The sequence below is a fragment of the Streptomyces sp. NPDC005728 genome (genome assembly GCF_040630895.1).
Classification (GTDB): domain Bacteria; phylum Actinomycetota; class Actinomycetes; order Streptomycetales; family Streptomycetaceae; genus Streptomyces.
On record NZ_JBEXYL010000002.1, the window covers coordinates 200,218 to 225,292 of the forward strand.

Here is a 25,075-nt window from a genome sequence, read left to right on the forward strand (position 1 = left end):
TGTGACCATGGCGCAGGAATCAGGGGGCGAGCCAGGTCGCGGTGTACGTGTCGATCTCCGCCGCGATCCGTGCCTTGCCGGCGTTGTCCAGGAAGGACGCCTCGACGGCGTTCTTGGCCAGGTCGGCCAGGCCCTGCTCGTCCAGGTCGAGGAGGCGGGCGGCCACCGCGTACTCGGTGTTGAGGTCGGTGCCGAACATCGGCGGGTCGTCGGAGTTGATCGTCACCACCACGCCGGCCCGGGCGAACTCCTTGATCGGGTGCTCGTCCAGGGTGCGGACCGCGCGGGTGGCGATGTTGGAGGTCGGGCAGACCTCCAGCGGGATGCGGTGCTCGGCGAGGTGGGCGAGCAGCTCGGGATCCTGAGCCGCGCTGGTGCCGTGCCCGATCCGCTCGGCGCGCAGCTCGGTCAGCGCGTCCCACACCGTCTCCGGGCCCGTCGTCTCCCCGGCGTGCGGGACGGAGTGCAGCCCTGCGGCGATGGCCCGGTCGAAGTACGGCTTGAACTGCGGCCGGGGCACGCCGATCTCGGGCCCGCCGAGCCCGAACGACACCAGGCCCTCCGGGCGGATCCGGTCGTCGGTGGCGAGGCGAACGGTCTCCTCGGCGGACTCGAGCCCGGCCTCGCCGGGAATGTCGAAGCACCAGCGCAGTACGGTCCCGAACTCGGACTCGGCCGCCTTGCGCGCGTCCTCGATCGCGGCCATGAAGCCCAGCTCGTCGATGCCGCGCCGGGTGGAGGAGAACGGGGTGATCGTCAGCTCGGCGTACCGCACCTGCTGCCGGGCCAGGTCGCGGGCCACCTCGTAGGTCAGCAGCCGGACGTCCTCCGGGGTGCGGATCAGGTCCACGACGGACAGGTACACGTCGATGAAGTGCGCGAAGTCCGTGAACGTGAAGTAGTCGGCCAGCGCCTCGGGGTCCGTGGGGACCTTGGAGTCGGGGTGACGGGCGGCCAGGGTGGAGACGATGCGCGGGGAGGCGGAGCCGACGTGGTGCACGTGCAGTTCGGCCTTGGGCAGTCCGGCGATGAAGGCGTGCAGATCGCGGTCGGGCGTGCCGCCGGCGGGTACGGAGCTGCGCTCGGTCAAGGGTTCCTCCCCGGGAACGGCGCCCGGGGAACGAGGTCCCTGGTCCGGGCGCGGGTGATCGGCTGATCGGTGACTCGGGATCATCGTAGGCCCCCGCCCTGGGGGCCCGGCCCTCGCCGTAGCATGACGGGACATCGATCACAGGGGGTTCCGAGCCATGTCCGACGAGGTGCCACAGCCACTGCCACCGGAGCACGACACCGGGGGCCGGCCCACGTCACCTCGGCTCTCCCTGAACAAGGGGACCGGGGAGCGAGCCGCGTCCGAGCAGCCGGGCGAGGGGGCTGTCGAGGACCGACCCGTGGAGCAGGCGACGCAGGTCGGGCCGGGGCAGGGGGCCGCGCAGCCCGAGAGCGCCGACCCGTGGGCGGCTCCCGTGAGCCTGCAGGGACCAGGTGACACGGTCCTCTCCGGTCCGTCCCCGGCGCTGGCACCGCACCCCTCCCTCCACGACCAGCAGACGGTCACGTCCCTGCCCGCGACGGACGAGCCCGCCGACGCGATACCCCCGGCGTGGGTCAAACCGGCCGCCCCCATCACACCCCCGGCCTCCGCGCCCGCGGCAAACACTCCGGCGAACCCCTTCGCACCCCCGGCTTCCGCGCCCGCGGCAAACACTCCGGCGAACCCGTTCGCACCCCCGGCCTACCCGCCCGCGGCAAACACTCCGGCGAACCCCTTCGCACCCCCGGCTTCCGCGCCCCCTGCTTCCGCGCCCCCCGCTTCCGCGCCGGCGGCTGCCGCCCCGGCGAACCCGTTCGCGCCCCCGGCCCCCGTGCCCCCGGCGAACCCGTTCGCCCCGCCCGGTGCCGGATCCCCGGCCGGAACCCCGGCGTCTCCCTATGCTCCTCCCGCCGCTTCCGGCAGCCCGTACGGTCCCCCCGCCGCCCCCGGCAGCCCCTACGCGCCGCCCACGGCAGCCGTCGCCCAGCCTCAGGAGACGGTCCCCGTGCCCCCGCCGCCCGTATCCCCCGAGGGACCCGGGCAGGTGCCGTACGGCTACCCGGGCGGGCCGTCGGCGTACGGCTACCCGGCCCCGCAGCCGGCCCACGGCGGACCCGGCATCCCCGTCTACCCCGCGGCCGGCGGTTACGGCTGGCCGGGTCTGCAGCCGCAGCCGAACAACGGCATGGGCACGGCCTCGCTGGTGCTGGGCATCCTGGCGACGGTCGGTTTCTGCTTGTGGCCGCTCGCTCTGGTGATGGGCGTCGTGGCCGTGGTCCTCGGTGCCCTGGGCCGCGGCAAGGCCCGCCGGGGCGAGGCCACCAACCCGGGTGTGGCCCTCGCGGGGATCATCTGCGGCGCCGCGGGCATCGTGCTGGTGCTGGGACTGTTCGCCTTCGCCATCGCGGCCTACAAGGGCTGACCCACGCTTCACGACCGGCCCCGCCCCTCGCTCAGGAGCGGGGCCGACGCCGGTGCCGGCCGGGCTGACGGGTCATGCCCCCGCGAGCCTCTCCCGTGCCTCCATCAGCGCGAAGCCCAGCAGGTTGGGGCCTTTCCACCGCTCGGGGTCCGAGGCCGCCTCGTCGGTTGCGGCGAGGCCTATGCCCCAGACGCGGTCCACGGGGCTCGCCTCCACCAGAACGCGGTCGCCGGTACCCAGCAGGAACTCCCGGAGGCCGTCGTCGGCCGCGAACTTGTGCACGCTGCCCTCGACCACGATCCGGAAGCGCTCCCGCTCCCAGGCCGCCTCGTCGAAGTCGCGGACCAGCCGCCCCGCCTTCTTCGCCTCGGCGGGATGCTCCGCCGCCAGCACCCGGCGCTCCGCCTCCGCGTCTTCGAACAGGCGCGCCTTTCCGGCCATCATCCAGTGCTCGGCCGTCGCGTATGCGACACCCTCCACCACGAAGGGTGACGGCCACCACTGACTCAGACAGCTCGCGCCGATCCTGCCGTCCGGCCGCGGTCGGTGCCCCCAGAAGTGCAGATACTTGATACGGGACCCGGCCCGGACTTCCCTGATCAGGGCTTCCAGCCCGTCGATCTTCCCCATGCACGCGAGTCTGGCACGCACCACTGACACTCCGTCCGCCCTTTTCCGTGCCGACTCGACACCTGGTCGACAGATTCCGTCGCGTAACCAAAAGGCAACAACGGAATCACTTGTTGGAGTCCTATTGCTCTGTCAGGATCGGCACTCAAATCGAGCTGGAGCTACGCCACCCACCCCCCGGGACGGGGCGAACGGCGGAGGAGAGCGACATGCACAAGCCGGGCACCGCCACCCCGGAACGATTCCCCGCGCAGGAGCGCTTCGCGGATGGCGCGCAGTTCATCGCGGGCCGCCTGACGAAGGGCACCTCCGGTCGTACGCACGCCGTGGTCGACCCGGCCACCGGCGAGGAGGTGTACACCTACGAACTGGCCGGCACCGACGACGTCGACGCGGCCGTGGCCGCCGCGCGCGAGGCCTTCCCGGGCTGGTCCACCACCACCCCGGGCGAGCGCTCCGACGCCCTGCACCGCTTCGCCGCCGTGCTCGCCGACCGTGCCGAGGACCTCGCACGCGCCGAGTCCCTCCAGTGCGGCAAGCCGCTCAAGCTGACCCGCGAGTTCGACGTGCCGGGGACGATCGACAACACCGCCTTCTTCGCGGGCGCGGCCCGGCATCTGCAGGGGCAGTCGGCCGGTGAGTACTCGGGCGACCACACGTCGTACGTCCGGCGCGAGCCCATCGGGGTCGTCGGATCCATCGCCCCCTGGAACTACCCCCTCCAGATGGCTGCCTGGAAGATCCTCCCGGCCATCGCCGCGGGCAACACCATCGTGCTCAAGCCCGCCGAGCTGACCCCGCTGACCTCCCTGCTGTTCGCCCAGGCCGCCACGGACGCGGGCATCCCGGACGGTGTCATCAACATCGTCACCGGGGCCGGGAAGGACGTCGGTGAGCATCTGGTCGGTCACCCCGACGTGGCCATGACCTCCTTCACCGGGTCCACCGCCGTCGGCAGGCGGGTCGCCGAGATCGCCACCGCCACCGTCAAGCGCCTCCACCTGGAGCTGGGCGGCAAGGCGCCCTTCGTCGTCTTCGACGACGCCGACCTGGAGGCCGCCGCGAACGGCGCGGTCGCGGGTGCGCTCATCAACACCGGGCAGGACTGCACGGCCGCCACGCGCGCGTACGTGCAGCGACCGCTCTACGAGGCCTTCCTGGAGCGGACGGCGGCGCTGATGGAGACCGTACGGCTCGGGGACCCGTTCGCCGCGGGCACCGACCTCGGGCCGCTCATCTCGCACGTCCAGCGCGACCGGGTCGCCGGCTTCGTGGACCGGGCGCGTGCCTACGCGCGCGTGGTGACCGGCGGCGAGGCTCCCCGGGGCGACCTCGAGGACGGCGCCTACTACCGGCCGACCCTGGTCGCCGACGCCGCGCAGGACAGCGAGATAGTCCAGTCCGAGATCTTCGGTCCGGTACTGGTCGTATTGCCGTTCGACAGTGAGGATGAGGGCATCCGGCTGGCCAACGACACCCCGTACGGCCTCGCCGCCTCCGCCTGGAGCAGCAATGTCTACCGGGCCAACCGCGCCACCCGCGAGATCAAGGCGGGCTGCGTGTGGATCAACGACCACATCCCGATCATCAGTGAGATGCCGCACGGCGGCTACAAGGCGTCCGGCTTCGGCAAGGACATGTCTGCGTACTCGTTCGAGGAGTACACGCAGGTCAAGCACGTAATGTTCGACAACACCGCGGTGGCCAGGAAGGACTGGCACCGCACCATCTTCGGGGACCGCTAGCGACGACCAGGCCGTGACAAGGCCGAACCCTCCCGAAAGGGCACCAAGCGCATGGAGCAGTACGAGCCCGACCGCCTGACCCCGGCCCAAGCGGCCGCCATGCGGCGCAGCCTGCGCAACGGCCGGGCGGCGATGACCCGCAGGTCACTGCTGCGTGCCTCCGCGGGCGGCGCGCTCACCGTCGGCGGCCTCGGGGCGCTGAGCGCCTGCGGCATTCCCGCGGCGGGCAAGACGCAGGGCGGCACCTCCGCCGAGGACCACTCGGCCGCGGAGAAGACGGTGAACTTCTCCAACTGGACCGAGTACATCGACGTCGACGACAGCGGGAAGCACCACCCGACGCTCGACACCTTTCACAGGCGGACCGGCATCTCGGTCAAGTACACCGAGGACATCAACGACAACAACGAGTTCTTCGGCAAGATCAAGCCGCAGCTCTCCGCGGGCCAGGACACCGGCCGGGACATCATCGTCCTCACCGACTGGCTGGCGGCCCGGCTGATCCGCCTCGGCTGGGTCCAGAAACTGGACCCGTCCAACCTGCCGCATGCCTACACCAACCTGTCGGCTCAGTTCCGCGACCCGGACTGGGACCCGGGACGGGCGTACTCGTACCCCTGGCAGGGCATCTCGACGGTCATCGCCTACAACAAGAAGGCGCTCGACGGCATCGAGGTGAAGTCGGTCTCCGACCTGCTCGACAACCCCAAGCTCAAGGGCCGCGTCGGCTTCCTGTCGGAGATGCGCGACAGCATCGGCATGACCCTGCTCGACATGGGCAAGGACCCGGCGAACTTCACCGACGACGACTACGACGCGGTGATCGCCCGGCTCCAGAAGGCCGTCGACAAGGGCCAGATCCGCCGCTTCACCGGCAACGACTACACGTCCGACCTCACCAAGGGCGACTTCGCGGCCTGCATCGCCTGGGCCGGAGATGTGGTCCAGCTCAAGGCGGACAGCCCGGACGTGGACTTCGTCATCCCCGACAGCGGCTACATGACCTCGTCGGACAACATGCTGATCCCGAACAAGGCGCGCCACAAGACGAACGCCGAGCGGTTGATCGACTTCTACTACGAGCCGGAACAGGCCGCCGCGCTCGCCGCCTACATCAACTACGTGAGTCCGGTCGACGGGGTGAAGCCCTACCTTGCGAAGATCGACAAGGATGCGGCGAACAACCCACTGATCGTTCCCGACAAGGCCATGCAGGCGAAGTCCCATGCCTTCCGCTCCCTGAGCCAGAAGGAAGAGACGGCCTACGAAGAGAAGTTCGCGAAGCTCACAGGGGCGTGACGACGATGAAGACGACGACAGACAGCAGCGGCGACGTCCGCCTCACCGGGATCGGCAAGACCTACGGCTCCTTCACCGCCGTACATCCGCTGGACCTGACCGTGCCACAGGGCTCCTTCTTCGCCCTGCTCGGCGCCTCGGGCTGCGGCAAGACGACCACCCTGCGCATGATCGCGGGCCTGGAGGAGCCGACCAGCGGCACCGTGCACCTCGGCGACCAGGAGGTCACCCACCTGCCGCCGTACAAACGGCCGGTCAACACGGTCTTCCAGTCCTACGCCCTCTTCCCGCACCTCGACATCTTCGAGAACGTCGCCTTCGGCCTGCGCCGGCGCGGCATCAAGAGCGTGAAGAAGCAGGTCGAGGAGATGCTGGATCTTGTCCAGCTCGGCGAGCAGGCGCGCAAGAAACCGCACCAGCTCTCCGGTGGCCAGCAGCAGCGGGTCGCGGTGGCGCGGGCGCTGATCAACCACCCGAAGGTGCTCCTGCTGGACGAGCCGCTCGGCGCCCTCGACCTGAAGCTGCGCCGCCAGATGCAGCTGGAGCTCAAGCGCATCCAGACCGAGGTCGGCATCACCTTCGTCCACGTCACGCACGACCAGGAGGAGGCCATGACCATGGCCGACACGGTCGCCGTGATGAACGCGGGCCGCGTCGAGCAGCTCGGCTCGCCCACCGACCTGTACGAGAACCCGCAGACCACCTTCGTCGCGAACTTCCTCGGCACGTCCAACCTGATCGAGGCCGAGGTCGACGCCAAGAGCGGCGACGACATCGTGCTGAAGGCGGGCGGCGGCAAGCTGGTGCTGCCCGAGTCGCGTTGTTCCGCCCCGACGACGACCGGCGGCAAGGTGCTGGTCGGCATCCGGCCCGAGAAGATCGCGCTCACGCACGCCGACGACGCGGGCGAGATCCCCGAGGGTCGCAACCGCATCACCGGGAAGATCGCGGACTCCAGCTTCATCGGCGTCTCCACGCAGTACGTGATCGACAGTTCCGTCTGCCCCGAGTTCGAGGTCTACGCCCAGAACATCGACCGGGACTCCCGTCTGGTGCCCGGCGCCGACGTGGTCCTGCACTGGAGCCCGGCCCACACCTTCGGTCTGGACGCGGCCCAGGACATCGACGCCGGTGTGGAGACCGTCGAGGAAGAGGCCGCATAGACATGTCGACCCTCACCGAGGCGCCCCCGCCTCTCGCCCCCACCGAGCCGGCGAAGCAGCCCGCGCGGAGGCGCGGCCGGTTCACGCCGTACTGGCTGCTGCTGCCCGGCCTCCTGTGGCTGGTCGTCTTCTTCGCACTGCCGATGATCTACCAGGCCTCCACGTCCGTGCAGACGGGCTCCCTGGAGGAGGGCTACAAGGTCACCTGGCACTTCGCGACCTACTGGGACGCCCTGGCCGAGTACTGGCCGCAGTTCCTGCGCTCGGTCTTCTACGCCGCCGCCGCGACCGTGCTGTGCCTGGTGCTGGGCTACCCGCTGGCCTATCTGATCGCCTTCCGCGCGGGCCGCTGGCGCAACCTGATCATGATCCTGGTGATCGCGCCGTTCTTCACCAGCTTCCTGATCCGCACCCTGGCCTGGAAGACGATCCTCGCGGACGGCGGTCCGGTCGTCGGCACCCTCAACACGCTGCACATCCTGGACGTCACCAGCTGGCTCGGCTGGACATCGGGCGACCGCGTCCTCGCCACGCCACTCGCGGTGGTGTGCGGTCTGACCTACAACTTCCTGCCGTTCATGATCCTTCCGCTGTACACCTCGCTGGAGCGGATCGACGGACGGCTCCACGAGGCGGCCGGCGACCTGTACGCCAAGCCGTGGACCACCTTCCGCAAGGTGACCTTCCCGCTGTCGATGCCGGGCGTGGTCTCCGGCACGCTGCTCACCTTCATCCCTGCGGCCGGTGACTACGTCAACGCCGAACTCCTCGGCTCGACCGACACCCGCATGATCGGCAACGTCATCCAGACGCAGTTCCTGCGGATTCTGGACTATCCGACGGCAGCCGCCCTTTCCTTCATCCTCATGGCCGCGATCCTGTTGATGGTCACGGTCTACATCCGCCGGTCCGGGACGGAGGATCTGGTCTAAATGCCCTTCGTCACCTGGCTCAAGCGCCATCTCGTCGTCATCGCGGGACTGCTGACGCTCTCCTATCTGCTACTGCCGAACATCATCGTGACGGTGTTCTCCTTCAACAAACCGAAGGGGCGCTTCAACTACGAGTGGCAGCAGTTCTCCACGGACGCCTGGAAGGACCCGTGCGGCGTCGCCGACATGTGCGGCTCGCTGTCCATCAGCCTCCAGATCGCCGTATGGGCGACGATCGGCGCCTCGATCCTCGGCACGATGATCGCCTTCGCGCTGGTCCGCTACCGCTTCCGCGCCCGCGGCGCCGTCAACTCGCTGATCTTCCTGCCGATGGCGATGCCCGAGGTCGTCATGGCGGCCTCGCTGCTCACCCTGTTCCTCAACATGGGTGCCCAGCTGGGCTTCTACACGATCCTGATCGCGCACATCATGTTCTGCATGAGCTTCGTCGTCACCGCGGTCAAGGCACGTGTGATGTCGATGGACCCGCGTCTGGAGGAGGCCGCCCGGGACCTGTACGCCGGCCCGGTGCAGACCTTCCTGAGGGTCACCCTGCCCATCGCGGCACCCGGAATCGCCGCGGGCGCGCTGCTCTCCTTCGCGCTCTCCTTCGACGATTTCATCATCACCAATTTCAACGCGGGCTCGACCGTCACCTTCCCCATGTTCGTGTGGGGTTCGGCGCAGCGCGGAACGCCCGTTCAGATCAATGTCATCGGTACGGCCATGTTCCTCGTCGCCGTGCTGTTCGTCCTGGTCTCGATGCTCATCACCAACCGCCGTAACAGTCAAAAGGCGTAAAGCTCTGTAGGGAGTTGAAATCATGGCCCCAAGCGCCATGAGTCGTGGCAAAGACAACTGGATGGCCTCTCTTTCCGAAGCCCAGCCGGTCTCGTACTGGCTGGAAGACCCCGGCAAGCCGCACGCCGAGCCCGCCCTCACCACCGCCGAGACCTGCGACCTGCTGGTCGTCGGCGGCGGCTACAGCGGACTGTGGACCGCACTCAATGCCAAGGAGCGCGACCCGCAGCGCGATGTGGTGCTGCTGGAAGGCCGCGAGGTGGGCTGGGCCGCCTCCGGACGCAACGGCGGCTTCTGTGCTGCCTCCCTCACGCACGGCCTGCCCAACGGGCTGGCCCGCTGGCCGGACGAGATCCACAAGCTGGAGGAGATGGGCCGGCGCAACCTCGACGAGATCGAGGCCGCCGTCGCCCGGCACGGCATCGACTGCGACTTCGAGCGCACCGGCGAGATCGACGTCGCCACCGAGACCTACCAGGCCTGGGAGCTGCGCGACTGGCACCGGGAGCTGGATCAGAGGGGCCTCGCGGACGGCATCGAGTTCCTCGACGCCGACGCCGTGCGCGAGCAGGTCGCCTCGCCCACCTTCGAGGCGGGCCTGTGGGACCGCCGGGGCGTGGCCATGCTGAACCCGGCCAAGCTGGTCTGGGGTCTGAAGCAGGCGTGCATCCGGCTGGGCGTGCGCGTGTACGAGCACACGCCCGCCCTCACCCTGCAGCAGTACGGTGCCGGACTGGCCGTCCGCACCCCGTACGGTTCCGTCCGCGCCCGCAGGGTCGCGCTCGGCACGAACATCTTCCCGAGCCTGCTGCGGCGCGTGCGCTCGTACACCGTCCCGGTCTACGACTACGCGCTGATGACCGAGCCGCTGAGCGCCGACCAACTGGCCGAGATCGGCTGGAAGAACCGCCAGGGCCTCGGCGACTCGGCGAACCAGTTCCACTACTTCCGGCTGTCCGCCGACAACCGGATCCTGTGGGGCGGCTACGACGCGATCCACCACTACGGCGGCCGGGTGCGCGCCGAGTACGACGACCGGCCGGAGACGTACGCCAAGCTCGCGGGGCACTTCTTCACCTGCTTCCCGCAGCTGGAGGGCGTCCGCTTCACCCACGCCTGGGGCGGCGCGATCGACACCTGCTCCCGCTTCTCGGCGTTCTTCGGCACGGCCCACCAAGGGAAGGTGGCGTACGCGGCCGGCTACACCGGGCTCGGCGTCGGCGCCACGCGGTTCGGCGCCGACGTGATGCTGGACCTGCTGGACGGGGAGCGCACCGAGCGGACCGAGCTGGAGATGGTGCGCAAGAAACCGCTGCCGTTCCCGCCGGAGCCCTTCGCCTGGACCGGTATCGCCCTGACCAAGTGGTCGCTGGCCCGCGCGGACGCCCACGGCGGCCGGCGCAATCTGTGGCTGCGGGCGATGGACCGGCTGGGTCTTGGCTTCGACAGCTGAACCCCGAGGGGTGTGATCCAGCTCACTCCAAAGAGGATCCGGAAGCCGCGTAATGCGGACCGCAGGGCCTCCCTCTCCCTGGTGACGCGAGTGCGTCCACGAGGGAAAGGGAGGCCTTCTCATGACTGGGGCGAAGACGGCGGTCGAATGGCTGGCATCCGTCGCACCGGATCCCGGGGCCTGCCGCTGGGAATGGGAGCGCAACCCCCTCGGGGTCGCGCTGCTCCCGGCGGGCAAGGCCTGGGACGTGCTGATCCTGCCGGGCGACCTGGGCTATCCCACGCTCGACGTGCTCACCCGGGTGCTCGATCACCCCGGCCCGGTACTGGCCGACTTCGGTGACAACCGGGTCGGCTTCTTCGTGCCGCCGGGCACCGCGGCCCGCTGGCTCGGCACCGGCATCCGTACCGCCGGGCCCGGCACCTGGATCGTCGTGCCGTACCCGGGCCGGGCCACGCAGGGCGTCCGCTGGCTGGTGGCGCCGGACGGCTCCGGCACGCTGACCGATCCGGCGCTGCTGGAACTGGCGATGCACGAGGCGGCGGCGGGGCCGACCGGGGACGGGGGCGGGTAGCGACCGCACACCTTGACAACAGGATTGGTCTGGACCAAGTTGAGTGCACTCCGCCCCTCCAACTCCCCCATCGCCGGAGGCCCTTGTGGACCGCACCCGACGCGCCGGACGCCCCAGATCCGTCCTCGCCCTGCTCACGGCCGCCCTGCTGGCCGTGCCCGGCATCACCGCGCTGTCGTCGGCCGCCCGTGCGGCCGACGCGGACCTCACCCGCAACGGCGGCTTCGAGTCCGGCCTCGACGGCTGGACCTGCACGGCCGGTACGACGGTCAACTCGCCTGTGCACAGCGGAAGTTCCGCACTGCAGGCCACCCCGGCCGGCAGCGACAACGCCCAGTGCGCGCAGACGGTGACCGTCCAGCCGAACGCGCACTACACGCTGTCCGGTTACGTCCGCGGCTCCTACGTCTACCTCGGCGCGAACGGCACCGGCACCCCCGACGTCTCCACCTGGACCCAGTCCGCCCCCGACTGGCAGAAGCTGACCACCACCTTCACCACCGGCGCCGCCACGACGAAGGTGACCCTCTACACGCACGGCTGGTACGGCACCGGCGCCTACTACGCCGACGACGTCTCCCTGGTCGGCCCGGGCGCGAGCACCGGGCAGCCGCCCGCCCCGCCCACCGGCCTCAGGACCGGCACGGTCACGTCCTCCTCCGTCGCCCTGTCCTGGTCGGCGGCGACCGGCGCCACCAGTTACGCGGTCTACCGCGACGGGGTCAGGGTCCAGACGGCGAGCGGCACGTCGGCCACCGTCACCGGACTCGCGCCGTCGACGGCGTACAGCTTCCAGGTCACCGCGAGCAACGACGCCGGCGAGTCCGCCAGGTCGGCCGCGGTGACCGCGACGACCGCGGCCGGCACCGGCGGCGGAACGCCCGGCCTGCCCGCCCACGCCCTGGTCGGCTACCTCCACGCCACCTTCGCCAACGGCTCCGGCTACACCCGCCTGGCCGACGTACCCGACAGCTGGGACGTCATCGACCTCGCCTTCGGCGAGCCCACCTCGGCCACCTCCGGCGACATCCGCTTCAACCGCTGCCCGGTCACCGAGTGCCCGAACGTCGAGAGCGACGCCGACTTCAAGGCGGCGATCAAGGCCAAGCAGGCCGCCGGGAAGAAGGTCCTGATCTCGATCGGAGGCCAGAACGGCCAGGTCCAGCTGACGACCACGGCGGCCCGCGACGCCTTCGTCTCCTCGGTCTCGAACATCATCGACACCTACGGCCTCGACGGCCTGGACATCGACTTCGAGGGCCACTCGCTGTCCCTGAACGCGAACGACACGGACTTCAAGAACCCCACCACGCCCGTGATCGTGAACCTCATCTCGGCCCTGAAGACCCTCAAGGCCAAGTACGGCTCGAAGTTCGTGCTGACGATGGCGCCGGAGACCTTCTTCGTGCAGAACGGCTACCAGTTCTACGGCACCGGCAAGTGGGGCGGCCAGGACCCGCGCTGCGGCGCGTACCTGCCGGTCATCCACGCCCTGCGCGACGACCTGACCCTGCTCCACGTCCAGGACTACAACTCGGGCCCGATCATGGGCCTGGACAACCAGTACCACTCCATGGGCGGCGCCGACTTCCACATCGCCATGACCGACATGCTGCTCACCGGTTTCCCGGTCGCGGGCGACGCGAACAACGTCTTCCCGCCGCTGCGCCCCGACCAGGTCGCCATCGGCATGCCGGCGTCGACGAACGCGGGCAACGGGTACGTGGCCCCGTCCGAGGTCACCAAGACCCTGGACTGCCTGACGAAGAAGACGAACTGCGGCTCGTACCCGACCCACGGGACCTGGCCCGCTCTTCGGGGTCTGATGACGTGGTCGGTGAACTGGGACCGCTACTCCGACTGGGAGTTCCAGAAGAACTTCGACGCGTACTTCGGCTGAGCACGAAGGACAGGGCGGTCAGCAGCACCGTGCCCAGGCACCAGCCGGCCACCACGTCCAGCGGCCAGTGCCAGCCCCGGCGGACCAGGCCGTAGGAGACGCCGAGCACGAGGGCCGAGCAGATGCCGACGAGAGCCCGGCGGGCGGCGGGCGAGCGCAGCCAGGGGAGCAGGAGCAGGGTCGCGGAACCGTACGCGATCGCCGCGGTCGCCGTATGACCGGAGGGGAAGTAGCCGACCCCCGGGGGCATCAGCGGGGTCCCCGGCCGGGCGGTCCAGTCCTTCAGCGGGACGACGAACGCCGGGACCAGCGCCATCAGTACGGCCGCGGCGGCGGGCGGCAGCCACCAGTGGTCCGTCCCCGTCGTGCGGCCGCGCCAGGCGGAGTACGTGAGGGCCAGGACGAGCACCGGGACGGCGACCTGGATGTTGCCGAGGTCGGAGAGGAGTTCGGAGAACCGGTCCGGGCGGACGAGTTGCCGGCTCAACCGCGCGTCGAGGCGCAGGAGCGGGCCGTGGGTGACGACCTGCCAGGTGATCAGGGTGAGCAGGAGCGTGGGCAGGGCCAGGAGCGCGTACTTCGGGCGCGGATCCGGTGACGTCGACACGCGGCCCAGCTTCTCAGACCCGGCGGGGGAGGAAGGAGGTCGGCCGCCCCGGAACAGGGGGGGTGGTTCCGAGGCGGCCGTCCGGATCGGGACGTCGCGCGCCCCGGGGGGTTTGGGGCGGCGACCGTCCGATCGGTGAGGAGATCCCGGAGCCGTCAGGCCCCGGTTGTGTGCGCGAGGGCACGACCAGGTCGAAGCTGGGGAGGCCTCGGCCCGAGATCGCCCACAGTCCCCTGTGGGCGGGGTGTATCTCTCATCTGGGTAGAACCTACGGCAGCCCGAGGCGCTTGGGCAGACGGAATCGCGTCCCGCCATCCACCTCGCACACCTTCTTCACACGGCTGCCGCAGGCACCCTTCAGAGGTGCAGTCCACTCGCTCAGATGCGCGAGAAAGCCTGCTCGATGATGTCCAGGCCCTCGTTCAGGAGGTCCTCGCCGATGACCAGCGGAGGCAGGAAGCGCAGCACGTTGCCGTAGGTGCCGCAGGTCAGGACCAGCAGGCCCTCCTGGTGGCAGGCCTTGGCGAGGGCGGCGGTGGCCTCCGGGTTCGGCTCCTTGGTGGCGCGGTCCTTGACCAGCTCGATGGCGATCATGGCGCCGCGGCCGCGGACGTCGCCGATGATGTCGAACTTCTCGGCCATGGCGGTGAGGCGCGCCTTCATGACCGCCTCGATGTTCTTCGCCTTGGCGTTGAGGTCCAGCTCCTTCATCGTCTCGATGGCGCCGAGCGCACCGGCGCAGGCGACCGGGTTGCCGCCGTAGGTGCCGCCCAGGCCGCCCGCGTGCGCGGCGTCCATGATCTCGGCGCGGCCGGTCACGGCGGCGAGCGGGAGACCGCCCGCGATGCCCTTGGCGGTGGTGATCAGGTCGGGGACGATGCCCTCGTCCTCGCAGGCGAACCACTGACCGGTGCGGCAGAAGCCGGACTGGATCTCGTCGGCGACGAAGACGATGCCGTTGTCCTTGGCGAACTGGCTGATCGCGGGCAGGAAGCCCTTGGCCGGCTCGATGAAGCCACCTTCACCGAGCACCGGCTCGATGATGATCGCGGCCACGTTGTCGGCACCGATCTGCTTGTTGATCATGTCGATGGCCTGCGCGGACGCCTCGGCACCGGCGTTCTCCGGGCCGGTCAGCCAGCGGTAGCCGTACGCCACCGGCACGCGGTACACCTCGGGCGCGAACGGCCCGAAGCCGTTCTTGTACGGCATGTTCTTGGCGGTCAGCGCCATCGTCAGGTTGGTCCGGCCGTGGTAGCCGTGGTCGAACACGACGACCGCCTGGCGCTTGGTGTACGCACGCGCGATCTTCACGGCGTTCTCGACGGCCTCGGCGCCGGAGTTGAACAGCGCGGACTTCTTGGCGTGGTCACCCGGGGTCAGCTCCGCGAGGGCCTCCGCGACCTCCACATAGCCCTCGTACGGGGTGACCATGAAACAGGTGTGGGTGAAGTCGGCCAGCTGGGCGCTCGCGCGGCGTACGACGGCCTCGGCGGAGGCACCGACGGAGGTCACGGCGATGCCGGAGCCGAAGTCGATGAGCCGGTTGCCGTCGACGTCCTCGATGATGCCGCCGCCCGCGCGCGCGGTGAAAACGGGCAGCACCGAGCCCACGCCCTGCGCGACCGCGGCGAGGCGGCGGGCCTGCAGCTCCTGCGACTTCGGGCCGGGGATGGCGGTGACGACGCTGCGCTCCTGCGGAAGTGCGGTCATGGGTGCTCCCTGATGATCTTGCGTACCGGGTGTTCCCGGGCGGTTCCGGACGGTGCGTTTTTCGGACGCTTGTCTCTTTCTTCGCAGGCTAGGGCCGCAAACGGAGGGTGGGCATGCTCCATGTGGGCGTTGTCGAGAAGATTGGTTGTCCGTCGTGGACATAGCAGTAGGGGAGAGGTGTGCCCGGCCGGGGCGCACTCACCGCCGCGTAAACGGTGAACTCCCTTTGTCGGGGCGTTAGATTGGCTCGCTGATGGTGGACGGAACGGCTGGTCAGGGGGCAAGGGCGATGGACAGCGACGGGACGCGGGACGCGCGCGGTACGCATGCGAATCCTGTGCCACGCCCGGCGGAGCCCCGGGAGGCTTCCGCCGTGCCGCCCATGCCCCCGGTGCCGCCCGGGGCTCCGCCGAGGCCGGACGGCTCGGCCTTCCTCACCTGGCTGCGGACGTCCCGGCCGGAGACGGCCCCGGGCGTGTGGCGCTTCGGGCACCGGCCCCGGCCCGAGCAGGAGCCCGAGCGGATCCCCGCCCGGCAGTTGCTGAGCGGCGCCGTGATCGCGTTCCTCGTGGGCTGGCTGGTCTGGTCCCTGCTGTGGAACGGCTACCTGGGCGGCTGGTGGGTGCTGCCCCTGGAGCTGTTCACGCCCGATTCCTGGCGCCAGAACGACCATGTCGGCAACGCCGTCCTCTGGTACTCGTACTACACGCTCATCGCTGTAGCCATCATGCTCGTCGTCGGCCGTCTCGGCCGCTGGGGCGAGGTCTGGCGCCGCTACGGTCCCCCCGCCTGGCGTTCCGCCGTACCCGCCGCCGAGCCGGCGCCCGCTCCCGAGCAGGATCCCGCCGAGTGGCCCCAGCTGCGGCGGGCCGGCGCCCATGAGGCCGCCGAGCGGCTGGCCGCCGAGGCGAGGGCCGGGCTCATGCGGGACGTCGACCACGCCCGGCTCGACCGGGCCTGGCAGGGCGTACGGTCCGGCACGCACACGCTCGCCTCCTTCACGGGCGCCGTGCTGAAGGACGGCTCGGCCGCCTGCCTGCACCCCTCCGGCGAGCGCGACGTGCCCGCCCGGCAGGCCCGGCACGACCTGCTCACCGGGCAGGTCAGGCTCGGCACCACCGCCGACGACCCGCGCAACCCGTACCACTACCGCGGCTCCGGACTCGCCCTCGGCCCCGAACTGCTCGGCACCTCGCTGCTCGCCGTCGGCCCCGCCGGCTCCGGCAAGACCGGAGCGGTCATCCGGCCGCTCGCCGAGTCGCTGTGCCTGCACGCCCTCGCCGGACGCGCCGCCGTCGTGGTGGTCGGCGCGGCGGGCGCGGGGCTCGGCCCGGCCGAGTCGTACGACGTCGTCGTACGGATCGGGCACCCCGACTCCGTCTACGACCTCGACCTGTACGGCGGCACGACCGACCCGGACGAGGCGGCCGCCATACTCGCCGAGGCCCTCGTCGGCGACCTCGCCGACCCGCACCCCGGCGGGGACAGCCGCCGCTCCACCACCGTCCTCGCCCAGTTGCTCGGCCCCTTCCGTGCCGTCCACGACCGCTTCCCCTCCGTGCCCGAGCTGCGCCAGCTGCTCGACGGCACGCCCGGCCCGCTGGCCGCTCTCCGCAAGGCGCTGACGGACACCGGCCAGGAGCCGCTGCTGAGGGAACTGGACGCGCGGGAGCGTCAGATGGCGCACCCGGGCGATGTCGGCGCGGTGCTCGCCGACCGGATCGCGCTGCTCGACCGGCCCGCCTTCGCCGCCTTCTTCGACACCTCCGGACAGTCCCGGCCGTTCTCGCTCAAGGCCCTCGACCACCCGGTCCGGGTCCGTATCGACCTGCCCCAGCGCGGGCACGCCGACGCCTCCCGGATCCTCGCCCGGCTGGTGCTCGCCCAGTTCACGGCCAGCGTGACGGTACGGGAGGACCGGTCGCTGTTCGCCTGCCTGCTGCTGGACGACGCCTCCGGAGTGGTCACCCCGGAGTCCGTGCGCGGCATCCAGCGGCTGCGGTCCGCCCATGCGGGCACCGTGCTGACCCTGCGCACCCTGGACGACGTGCCCCGGCCGCTGCGCGGGCCGCTGCTCGGCGCCACCGGCTGCCGGATGGCGCTGTCCGGGCTCACCCCCTGGGACGGGCAGGACTTCGCCGAGGTGTGGGGCAAGGAGTGGACCGAGACCCGGGACGTCACCGACCGGCAGATCATCGCCGAGACCCCGGCGGGCAAGGCCGTGCACATGCTGCGCCGGGTCATCACCGGTCAGGCGCCCACCGCCCGGGCCGTCACCGTCCGCCAGGTGGAGCGCGAGCGCTGGTCGGCCTCCGAGCTGGCGCACGGGGTGCCGCCGGGGCATGCGGTGCTGTCGCTGACCACCGTGCAGGGTGAGCACGCTCCGCCGTTGCTGGTGGATCTGCGGGGCTGAGCAAGAGGCATCCGGGGACCGTACGGTGAGGCAGAATCGGCATAGGCTGTTCATACGTAGCGGCCAATTGGTCACCTGGTTCTCCTCGATCTGAAGGCCTCATGCCCCCGACACTCGCCTCGCTCGTCCACCATTCGGCGCTCAAGCTGACCGTGCGCGCGGGCGAGGACCGCCTCGACGTGCCCGTCCGCTGGGCGCACGTGAGCGAGCTGGCCGACCCCGTGCCCTACATGGAGGGCGGCGAGCTGCTGCTGATCACCGCGCTCAAGCTGGACGCGGAGGATCCGGAGGCCATGCGGCGGTATGTGAAGCGGCTGGTCGGGGCGGGCGTCGTCGGGCTCGGCTTCGCCGTCGGGGTCAACTACGAGGAGATCCCCAAGGCCCTTCTCGACGCCGCGGAGGAGGAGAGGCTGCCGCTGCTGGAGGTGCCCCGCCGCACCCCGTTCCTGGCCATCAGCAAGGCCGTCTCCGCCGCGATCGCCGCCGACCAGTACCGGGCCGTCACGGCGGGCTTTGCCGCCCAGCGCGAGCTGACCAAGCAGACCCTGAGCGCCGGCCCCGAGGGGCTGCTCGGCGCGCTCGCCGCGCAGGTCGACGGGTGGGCGGCGCTGTACGACGCCTCGGGCGCCGTCGTCGCCACCGCACCCGAATGGGCCGGCCGCCGGGCCGCCCGGCTCACCGCGGACGTCGAACGGCTGCGGGAGCGGCCCGCACCCGCCTCCTCGGTCGTCGGCGGACCGGACAACGAGGACCGGGTGGAGCTGCACTCCCTGGGCACGGGCCGGCGTCCGCGCGCCGCCCTCGCCGTCGGTACGGCCGCCGCCCTGGGCACCGCCGAGCGGTACGCCGTCCACTCCGCGATCGCTCTGCTCACCCTCACCACCGAACGCTCCCGTTCGCTGCACGCGGCCGAGCAGCGGGTCGGCGCGGCCGTGCTGCGCATGCTGCTGGCCGGGGAGCCGGACCACGCCCGGGCCGTCGCCGGGGACCTGTACGGCGGGCTGCTCGACGCGCCCTTCCGGATGATCGTCGCCGAGTCGGCGTCGGGTCCGGCCGCGCGGGCGCTCACACAGGCGGACGGCGACCCGCTGGGCGGGATCGCGGAGGCCGTGGAGTCGGCGGCCGCCCGTGCCGGGGAGGCCGTGCTGGTCGTGCCCGAGGGGGAGCGGCTGGTGGTGCTGGCCGCGGACGGGGGCGCGGCGGTGGCCGCGTGCGACCAGTACGCGGCGGAGCGGGAGGCGGGGCGCGCCGTGTCCGAGCAGACGGCCGGGGACGAGGACGACCTGGTCGTCGGGCTGTCGGCCCCGGTCGGACCGATCGCCGCCGCGGCGGCCTACAAGCAGGCCGAGCAGGCGCTGTCGGTGGCGCGGCGGCGGGGGCGGGTGCTGGTGGAGCACGAGCAGTTGGCTGCGGGGTCCGTGCTGCCGTTGCTGGCCGACGATGCGGTGAAGGCGTTCGCCGACGGGTTGCTGCGGGCGCTGCACGAGCACGACGCGACGGGCCGGGGTGACCTGGTCGCCTCCCTGCGGGCCTGGCTCTCCCGGCACGGACAGTGGGACGCGGCCGCGGCGGACCTCGGGGTGCATCGGCACACGCTGCGGTACCGGATGCGGAGGGTCGAGGAGATTCTGGGGCGCTCTCTGGACGACCCCGATGTCCGGATGGAGCTGTGGCTGGCCTTGAAGGCGACGTCACCGGAGTAGCCGTACCAGGGGGCTCTGCCCCCTGGACAGTGGGCCCGCCGGTGCCTCACCCCGCCAAACCGGAGCATCGCCCACCCCCACCCGTACGACTCGGACAAGCGACCCCTGCTTGCCCCCGCCCTACCGTGGACCACGAAAGAACACGCACACCCACAACGCGGAAGGGCCGGGACTCACATGACTTCCACCCACGCCTTCTGGCTCGCCGGCCGCCAGGTCACCGGCGAGGACACCTTCGACGTCACCTCCCCGTGGGACGGGCGACCGGTCGGCAAGGTCAGCGTGCCGACGGACGCCCAGGTCGAGGAGGCCGTGGCCGCCGCGTACGCCGTGCGGGACGAGTTCGCCGCCACCCCGGCGCACGTGCGCGCCGCGGCCCTCGACCACGTCAGCAAGCGTCTGGTCGAGCGCACCGAGGAGATCGCCCAGCTGATCTCCGCCGAGAACGGCAAGCCGATCAAGTGGGCCCGTGGCGAGGTCGGCCGTGCCGTCTCCGTCTTCCGGTTCGCGGCCGAGGAGGCCCGCCGCTTCAACGGCGGCGAGGCCCAGCGCCTCGACACCGACGCCGGCGGCCAGGGCCGACTGGCGCTGACCCGCCGCTTCCCGAAGGGCGTCGTCCTCGGTATCGCGCCGTTCAACTTCCCGCTGAACCTGTGCGCCCACAAGGTCGCCCCGGCGATCGCGGCCGGCGCCCCGATCATCCTGAAGCCGGCGCCCGCCACCCCGCTCTCCGGCCTGATCATCGGCGACCTGCTGGCCGAGACCGACCTGCCGGCCGGCTCCTGGTCCATCCTCCCGGTCGCCAACGACCGCATGCCCGCCCTCGTCCAGGACGAGCGCCTGCCGGTCATCTCCTTCACCGGTTCCGAGACGGTCGGCTACGCGATCATGGACTCGGTGCCGCGCAAGCACTGCACCCTGGAGCTGGGCGGCAACGGCGCGGCCGTCGTCCTCGGCGACTTCGCGAGCGACGCCGACCTGGACTGGGCCGCGACCCGCATCGCGACCTTCTCCAACTACCAGGGCGGCCAGTCCTGCATCTCCGTGCAGCGTGTGATCGCGGATGCCTCCGTCTACGACCGCCTGCTGCCGCGCATCGTCGCCGCCGTGGAGGCCCAGGTCACCGGCGACCCCTCGGACGACAAGACCGATGTCGGCCCGCTGGTCAGCGAGGACGCCGCCCGGCGCGTCGAGTCGTGGGTGAAGGAGGCGGTGGAGGCCGGCGCCACGCTGCTCACGGGCGGCGACCGCGACGGCGCCTCGTACGCGCCGACCGTCCTCACGGACGTACCGGCCGACACGACGATCGCCTGCGAGGAGGTCTTCGGACCGGTCCTCACCGTGGCGAAGGTGGACGGGGAGGCGGAGGCCTTCGCCGCCGTCAACTCCTCCAAGTACGGCCTCCAGGCGGGCGTGTTCACCCACGACCTCCAGGTCGCCTTCCGCGCCCACCGCGCCCTTGAGGTCGGCGGCGTCGTCATCGGCGACGTCCCCTCCTACCGCGCCGACCAGATGCCGTACGGCGGCGCCAAGCAGTCCGGTGTGGGCCGCGAGGGCGTCAGGTTCGCGATGGACGACTACACATACGAGCGCGTGCTGGTCCTGACCGGACTCGCGCTCTGACCTGCCACGGACAGGTCAGCCGGAACGGCCGCAGCCCACTGTGCGGGGGCTGCGGCCGTTCCTATTGCCGGGTAAAGGATTCGGCATCGACCGTTCAATAGCCTTGTCCTGTGCATGACTCCCCGATGGGATGCGCGTAGACCACTTCGTCCCACTCGGGACGTCGTCTCTGCATCACTCAGGGGAATCCATGCACATAGCCCGTACCGGGCGCGGCGTCGCGGCGTCCGCGGCCGCCACCGCCGCTCTCGTCGCCGCCGCGCTGGCGACCACCTCGCAGGCCGGCGCCACCCTCGCCGCGCCCGCCGCCGTACCGCACACCAAGGCTGTTCCGGCCGTCGCGGGGCACACCCTGGTCCATGGCGTGGCCGGCCCGCTCTCCAGCGAGCAGTGCCAGGCCAAGTGGCACATCAACTGCTACAACCCGCTCCAGTACCGCACCGCGTACAACCTCAACCCGCTGTACCGCAAGGGCATCACGGGCAAGGGGCGCACGATCGTCATCGTCGATTCGTTCGGATCCCCGACCGTCCAGCACGACCTGGACGTCTACAGCAAGCAGTTCGGCCTGCCGAGTACCAAGGTCAAGGTGGTCAAGTGGGGCCACGTCCCCGCCTTCGACCCCAAGAACTCCGACATGACCGGGTGGGCCGGCGAGACCACCCTGGACGTCGAGATGGCTCACGCCGTGGCGCCCGGCGCCAAGATCGTCCTGGTGGAGACGGCCGTCTCCGAGACCGAGGGCACCACCGGTCTGCCGGAGATGATGTCCGCCGAGAAGCACCTGATCGACCAGGGTGTCGGCGACGTCATCACCCAGAGCTTCGGCGCCACCGAGAACACGTTCCCGGGTTTCGGCCGGGGCGACTTCTCCAGCATCAAGAAGCTGCGGTACGCCTTCCAGGCCGCGAACCGTAAGCACGTCACCGTCCTCGCCTCCTCCGGTGACGGCGGCGCCACCGACCTCAAGTCGGACGGCAAGCACTACTACGACAAGCGCGTCAACTCCTGGCCCTCCTCGGACCCGCTGGTCACCTCCATCGGCGGCACCCAGCTCCACCTGAACGACAAGGGTGACCGCGTCAAGCCGGACAGCGTCTACAACGACTACGGCGCGGGTGGCGGCGGCCAGTCCCACGTCTTCTCCCGCCCGGCCTTCCAGAACGGTGTGAAGAACGTCGTCGGCGCCCGCCGTGGCACCCCGGACGTGTCGATGGCCGCCGCGGTCAACGGCGGCGCCTGGATCTACTCCAGCTACGACCCGACCGCCACCGGCTGGGACGTCACCGGCGGCACCAGCGAGGCGAGCCCGCTCTTCTCGGGCATCGTCGCTCTCGCCGACCAGGCGGCGGGCCACCGTCTGGGCAACATCAACGAGGCGCTGTACAGCCTGTCCAAGCACCGGAACACCGGCATCGTCGACGTCAACGACGGCACCGACAACAGCTACGAACACGTCACCGGCTACAAGGCCGTCAAGGGCTACGACATGGCGACCGGCGTGGGCACGGTGGACGCCCTCCGCTTCGTGCCGGCCCTCGTGAAGGCGAGCCACCGGGGCTGACGGGGCGCTGCTGCGACGGGGGTTTCCTCCCTGACAGCCACCCTGGTGACGGCCCGGGTTCTACGCCCGGGCCGTCCGCGTCTGGTTCGCCCGTTGTGCCCCCAGCACTGACAGGACCGAGGCGCACGCTTTCCAAGTCTGTTGGTGAGGTCGTGGACTGCGTGCGGAGGAGGTCACCTGCGTTCATGCAGGGTCTGTCGCTGAGTGCAACTTGCCTGTGGCTGCCACGAGATCCGCCAACGCGTCGGTGCAGTAGCTGATCAGCTGGCACTTCACCCAACCATGCCCCACCAGCTCCCACTTCAGCTGAAGAGCGCCCGCCGACGCCTGATCTGCCGGCACAGGGCAACAGGCTACCGGCAGCAATCTCTGTGCACAGCGCAGGTGTGAGTCCGTGAAGGATGCAAGGTGCGGTATCCGTCCGGGCGGTGACGAGGCGGTATGCGGTCCTGAGGGTCTCTGTGGGTCACAGCAGAGGCTGACGGAGTTGGAAATCTGCAGGTAGGGGGGCATCCTCTGGCCCGGCGTCGGTCATTCCGCCCGTGGGGGAGTCTTCAGATTTCCGTCTTCTTCCCGGGCGGCGGCAACCTCTCGTTCACGGCCTCGTCGCCGGGGGACGGCTTGCTGGGGAGCGAAGTTATCTAGACAACTTTGCTCACCCGGGTGGCGCCACGGCGGTACCCGGGGCGGAGAGGACCCAACACCGTGACATCCCTCTCACAGGCCGCCGTGTCCGGGAGCAGCATCGCGATCGGCTCCACGACGCCTCCGCAGCGCGGCGACGAACTGGCCTTCACCTGGGCGACGGACGCGCCCGACCCCAAGAACTGGATCGGCGTCTACCCCGCCGACCGGCTGCCCGGCAGCGGCAGCAACTCCCTGGTGTGGGCGTACGTGCCCGGCGCCTCCGGGCAGACCACCCTCGACACCTCCGGCCTGAGCGGCGGGCCGTACGTCGTGTATCTGCTGGCCAAGAACGGTTACGACGTCCTCGCCAGGACCGAGCCGTTCACCTTCGCGAGCGACGCCCCCGTCGGCGACTCGGTGAAGCTGACGACACCCGCCCCGCACGAGGGCGACAAGGTCTCCTTCCACTGGACGACGGACACACCCGACGCGAAGAACTGGATCGGTGTGTACGACGGCGACCGGCAGCCTGGGCACGGCTCCTCCCTCGCCTGGGAGTACACCCCCGCTGCCTCCGGCGACATCACCCTCGACACCTCCGGACTCAGCGGCGGGCCGTACACCGCCTACCTGTTGGCCAAGGACGGCTACGGCATCCTCGCCAGAACGGAACCGTTCGGCTTCGTGGTGCGCCCCGTGATCCCGCGCCCGCACGCGATCGTGGACGCCGTCACCACCGGACCGCAGACCGCGGGCACGGACTTCTCGGTGAAGCTGGGCGGGCTGTGGATCAGGCCCGAGGGCAACGCCGCGGGCAGCGCGACGTTCCAGCGGGTCGGGGGCGACCCCTGGCTGTCGGTGGCCGCGGACGGCACGGTCAGCGGCACGGCCCCGCTCTTCGCGCCCCGGAAGCCCGGCCGGGTGGTGGCCGCCGTCACCGACAGCGCCGTCGGAAGTGACACCGTCACCGTCCAGGTGCCGGTGCGCACTTCCCGGGAGCGGCTCCGGCTGAAGGTGGCCACGCTGAACCTCTGGGACGCCGGCACCCACGTCGACGGGTTCCTGGAGAAGCAGCTGCGGGTGGTCCTCACCCAGGGCCTGGACGTCGTAGCGCTCCAGGAATGCGGTGACAAGGGGGCCGAGAACCTCGCCGGGGCGCTCGGCTGGCATGCGCACCAGGCCGCCGGCCTCGGCATCGTGAGCCGCTACCCGCTCACCGATGCCGTCGCCCCGACCGCGGCGCTGCCTGCCGCAGCGGCGACGTTGCACCTGCCCGGCGACCGCACGGTACGCCTGTGGACCGCCCAGCTGGACGAAGCCGACTACGGGCCGTACGTGCTGTCGGCGGGCGGGACGCCCGCGCAGGTCGAGGCGGCGGAGAAGGGGACGGTCCGCTACCGGCAGGTGCAGGCTCTGGTGGCCGCGCTGCGGCCGGAACTCGACTCCCGCACCCCTGTCGTGCTGGCGGCCGGACTCGCCTCGCCGTCCCACCACGACTGGACGAGCCGGACCGCGTCCGCGCACGGGGGAGCGGGCCGGGTCCGCTGGCCCGTCACCGAGGCGCTGGAGAAGGCGGGTCTCGTCGACGCGTTCCGCGAGGCCCACCCGAGCCCGGTGAAGGAGCCCGGCATCACCTGGTCCCCCGTCAGACCGCAGCACGAGGGCGGTGGCGCCGAACCGCAGGACCGGATCGACCAGATCCAGTTCGCCGGGCGACTCAAGGTCCTTGAGGCGCACACCCTGTTCACCGGCTGGCCCCGACCGGTGCCGGACACAGCCGACAACGGCTGGCCCTCCGACCACGCCGCCGCCGTCGTCACCTTCTCCCTGTCCGCCCGCGGCTGACCGCGAACGATCCGAAGGACCTTCCTC

The 25,075-nt window shown here is 70.8% G+C and carries 16 protein-coding genes and 2 pseudogenes; 14 read left to right on the plus strand and 4 right to left on the minus strand.

The annotated features are described in order from the left end of the window. Window positions 1-19 precede the first annotated feature (19 nt). Window positions 20-1,229: pseudogene (locus tag ABZ471_RS02715) on the minus strand (adenosine deaminase). Between the two features lie 18 nt (window positions 1,230-1,247). Between ABZ471_RS02715 and ABZ471_RS02720 the strand changes: the two are divergent. Continuing rightward, window positions 1,248-2,456 (plus strand): DUF4190 domain-containing protein, encoded by a 1,209-nt coding sequence (locus ABZ471_RS02720; protein WP_359061623.1) that lies wholly within the window; start codon window positions 1,248-1,250, stop codon window positions 2,454-2,456. A gap of 72 nt (window positions 2,457-2,528) precedes the next feature. Here the strand turns inward: ABZ471_RS02720 and ABZ471_RS02725 are convergent, their stop codons facing one another. Further along, on the minus strand, window positions 2,529-3,086 hold the full coding sequence (locus ABZ471_RS02725) for an NADAR family protein (RefSeq protein WP_359061625.1): 558 nt from the start codon (window positions 3,084-3,086) through the stop codon (window positions 2,529-2,531). A 209-nt stretch (window positions 3,087-3,295) separates the two neighbouring features. Here ABZ471_RS02725 and ABZ471_RS02730 point away from each other — a divergent pair, with 209 nt between their 5' ends. The 8 genes from ABZ471_RS02730 (at window position 3,296) to ABZ471_RS02765 (ending at window position 12,953) form a co-directional block, all read left to right on the plus strand. After that, complete coding sequence (locus ABZ471_RS02730; protein WP_359061627.1) at window positions 3,296-4,831, plus strand: gamma-aminobutyraldehyde dehydrogenase; 1,536 nt, start codon at window positions 3,296-3,298, stop codon at window positions 4,829-4,831. Window positions 4,832-4,882: 51 nt separating this feature from the next. Beyond that, window positions 4,883-6,130 carry a spermidine/putrescine ABC transporter substrate-binding protein gene (locus tag ABZ471_RS02735; RefSeq protein ID WP_359061629.1) on the plus strand — a complete coding sequence of 416 codons (1,248 nt, stop codon included), beginning with the start codon at window positions 4,883-4,885 and terminating at the stop codon, window positions 6,128-6,130. Further along, window positions 6,127-7,293 carry an ABC transporter ATP-binding protein gene (locus ABZ471_RS02740; RefSeq protein ID WP_359061631.1) on the plus strand — a complete coding sequence of 389 codons (1,167 nt, stop codon included), beginning with the start codon at window positions 6,127-6,129 and terminating at the stop codon, window positions 7,291-7,293. The genes ABZ471_RS02735 and ABZ471_RS02740 overlap by 4 nt, the downstream gene beginning before the upstream one ends. Before the next feature lie 2 nt (window positions 7,294-7,295). After that, window positions 7,296-8,225 carry an ABC transporter permease gene (locus ABZ471_RS02745; protein WP_359061633.1) on the plus strand — a complete coding sequence of 310 codons (930 nt, stop codon included), beginning with the start codon at window positions 7,296-7,298 and terminating at the stop codon, window positions 8,223-8,225. Next, window positions 8,226-9,026 carry an ABC transporter permease gene (locus tag ABZ471_RS02750; RefSeq protein WP_359061635.1) on the plus strand — a complete coding sequence of 267 codons (801 nt, stop codon included), beginning with the start codon at window positions 8,226-8,228 and terminating at the stop codon, window positions 9,024-9,026. A 22-nt stretch (window positions 9,027-9,048) separates the two neighbouring features. Further along, window positions 9,049-10,479 carry an FAD-dependent oxidoreductase gene (locus ABZ471_RS02755; protein ID WP_359061637.1) on the plus strand — a complete coding sequence of 477 codons (1,431 nt, stop codon included), beginning with the start codon at window positions 9,049-9,051 and terminating at the stop codon, window positions 10,477-10,479. 121 nt (window positions 10,480-10,600) lie between these two features. Beyond that, window positions 10,601-11,053 (plus strand): hypothetical protein, encoded by a 453-nt coding sequence (locus tag ABZ471_RS02760; protein WP_359061639.1) that lies wholly within the window; start codon window positions 10,601-10,603, stop codon window positions 11,051-11,053. A gap of 85 nt (window positions 11,054-11,138) precedes the next feature. After that, a complete protein-coding gene (locus ABZ471_RS02765) occupies window positions 11,139-12,953 on the plus strand; it encodes a glycoside hydrolase family 18 protein (protein WP_359061641.1) in 1,815 nt (604 codons plus the stop codon). 61 nt (window positions 12,954-13,014) lie between these two features. Here the strand turns inward: ABZ471_RS02765 and ABZ471_RS02770 are convergent. Both ABZ471_RS02770 and gabT read right to left on the minus strand, forming a co-directional pair. Beyond that, a pseudogene (locus ABZ471_RS02770) lies at window positions 13,015-13,875 on the minus strand (phosphatase PAP2 family protein); the annotation flags it as partial. A gap of 63 nt (window positions 13,876-13,938) precedes the next feature. Then, window positions 13,939-15,273, minus strand: coding sequence for a 4-aminobutyrate--2-oxoglutarate transaminase (gene gabT / locus ABZ471_RS02775; protein ID WP_359061643.1), 1,335 nt, complete (start codon window positions 15,271-15,273; stop codon window positions 13,939-13,941). Between the two features lie 289 nt (window positions 15,274-15,562). Here gabT and ABZ471_RS02780 point away from each other — a divergent pair, with 289 nt between their 5' ends. From ABZ471_RS02780 to ABZ471_RS02800, 5 genes are all read left to right on the plus strand, one after another. Beyond that, window positions 15,563-17,686 (plus strand): ATP-binding protein, encoded by a 2,124-nt coding sequence (locus ABZ471_RS02780; RefSeq protein ID WP_359061645.1) that lies wholly within the window; start codon window positions 15,563-15,565, stop codon window positions 17,684-17,686. A gap of 101 nt (window positions 17,687-17,787) precedes the next feature. Further along, complete coding sequence (locus tag ABZ471_RS02785) at window positions 17,788-19,389, plus strand: PucR family transcriptional regulator (protein WP_359061647.1); 1,602 nt, start codon at window positions 17,788-17,790, stop codon at window positions 19,387-19,389. 177 nt (window positions 19,390-19,566) lie between these two features. Continuing rightward, the gene (locus ABZ471_RS02790; RefSeq protein WP_359061649.1) at window positions 19,567-21,012 is read left to right on the plus strand and encodes an aldehyde dehydrogenase family protein; all 1,446 of its coding nucleotides are present in this window, start codon (window positions 19,567-19,569) and stop codon (window positions 21,010-21,012) included. 190 nt (window positions 21,013-21,202) lie between these two features. Then, on the plus strand, window positions 21,203-22,576 hold the full coding sequence (locus ABZ471_RS02795; RefSeq protein WP_359061651.1) for a S53 family peptidase: 1,374 nt from the start codon (window positions 21,203-21,205) through the stop codon (window positions 22,574-22,576). 705 nt (window positions 22,577-23,281) lie between these two features. Beyond that, window positions 23,282-25,048 (plus strand): endonuclease/exonuclease/phosphatase family protein, encoded by a 1,767-nt coding sequence (locus ABZ471_RS02800; protein ID WP_359061653.1) that lies wholly within the window; start codon window positions 23,282-23,284, stop codon window positions 25,046-25,048. Window positions 25,049-25,075: the final 27 nt, after the last annotated feature.

What these genes read in the sequence shown, in the direction of transcription:
- gabT (WP_359061643.1), bottom strand. Translation starts at nt 15,273, where the DNA reads ATGACCGCACTTCCGCAGGAGCGCAGCGTCGTCACCGCCATCCCCGGC.
- ABZ471_RS02735 (WP_359061629.1), top strand. Translation starts at nt 4,883, where the DNA reads ATGGAGCAGTACGAGCCCGACCGCCTGACCCCGGCCCAAGCGGCCGCC.
- ABZ471_RS02790 (WP_359061649.1), top strand. Translation starts at nt 19,567, where the DNA reads ATGACTTCCACCCACGCCTTCTGGCTCGCCGGCCGCCAGGTCACCGGC.
- ABZ471_RS02795 (WP_359061651.1), top strand. Translation starts at nt 21,203, where the DNA reads ATGCACATAGCCCGTACCGGGCGCGGCGTCGCGGCGTCCGCGGCCGCC.
- ABZ471_RS02760 (WP_359061639.1), top strand. Translation starts at nt 10,601, where the DNA reads ATGACTGGGGCGAAGACGGCGGTCGAATGGCTGGCATCCGTCGCACCG.
- ABZ471_RS02750 (WP_359061635.1), top strand. Translation starts at nt 8,226, where the DNA reads ATGCCCTTCGTCACCTGGCTCAAGCGCCATCTCGTCGTCATCGCGGGA.
- ABZ471_RS02720 (WP_359061623.1), top strand. Translation starts at nt 1,248, where the DNA reads ATGTCCGACGAGGTGCCACAGCCACTGCCACCGGAGCACGACACCGGG.
- ABZ471_RS02730 (WP_359061627.1), top strand. Translation starts at nt 3,296, where the DNA reads ATGCACAAGCCGGGCACCGCCACCCCGGAACGATTCCCCGCGCAGGAG.
- ABZ471_RS02785 (WP_359061647.1), top strand. Translation starts at nt 17,788, where the DNA reads ATGCCCCCGACACTCGCCTCGCTCGTCCACCATTCGGCGCTCAAGCTG.
- ABZ471_RS02745 (WP_359061633.1), top strand. Translation starts at nt 7,296, where the DNA reads ATGTCGACCCTCACCGAGGCGCCCCCGCCTCTCGCCCCCACCGAGCCG.
- ABZ471_RS02755 (WP_359061637.1), top strand. Translation starts at nt 9,049, where the DNA reads ATGGCCCCAAGCGCCATGAGTCGTGGCAAAGACAACTGGATGGCCTCT.
- ABZ471_RS02780 (WP_359061645.1), top strand. Translation starts at nt 15,563, where the DNA reads ATGGACAGCGACGGGACGCGGGACGCGCGCGGTACGCATGCGAATCCT.
- ABZ471_RS02725 (WP_359061625.1), bottom strand. Translation starts at nt 3,086, where the DNA reads ATGGGGAAGATCGACGGGCTGGAAGCCCTGATCAGGGAAGTCCGGGCC.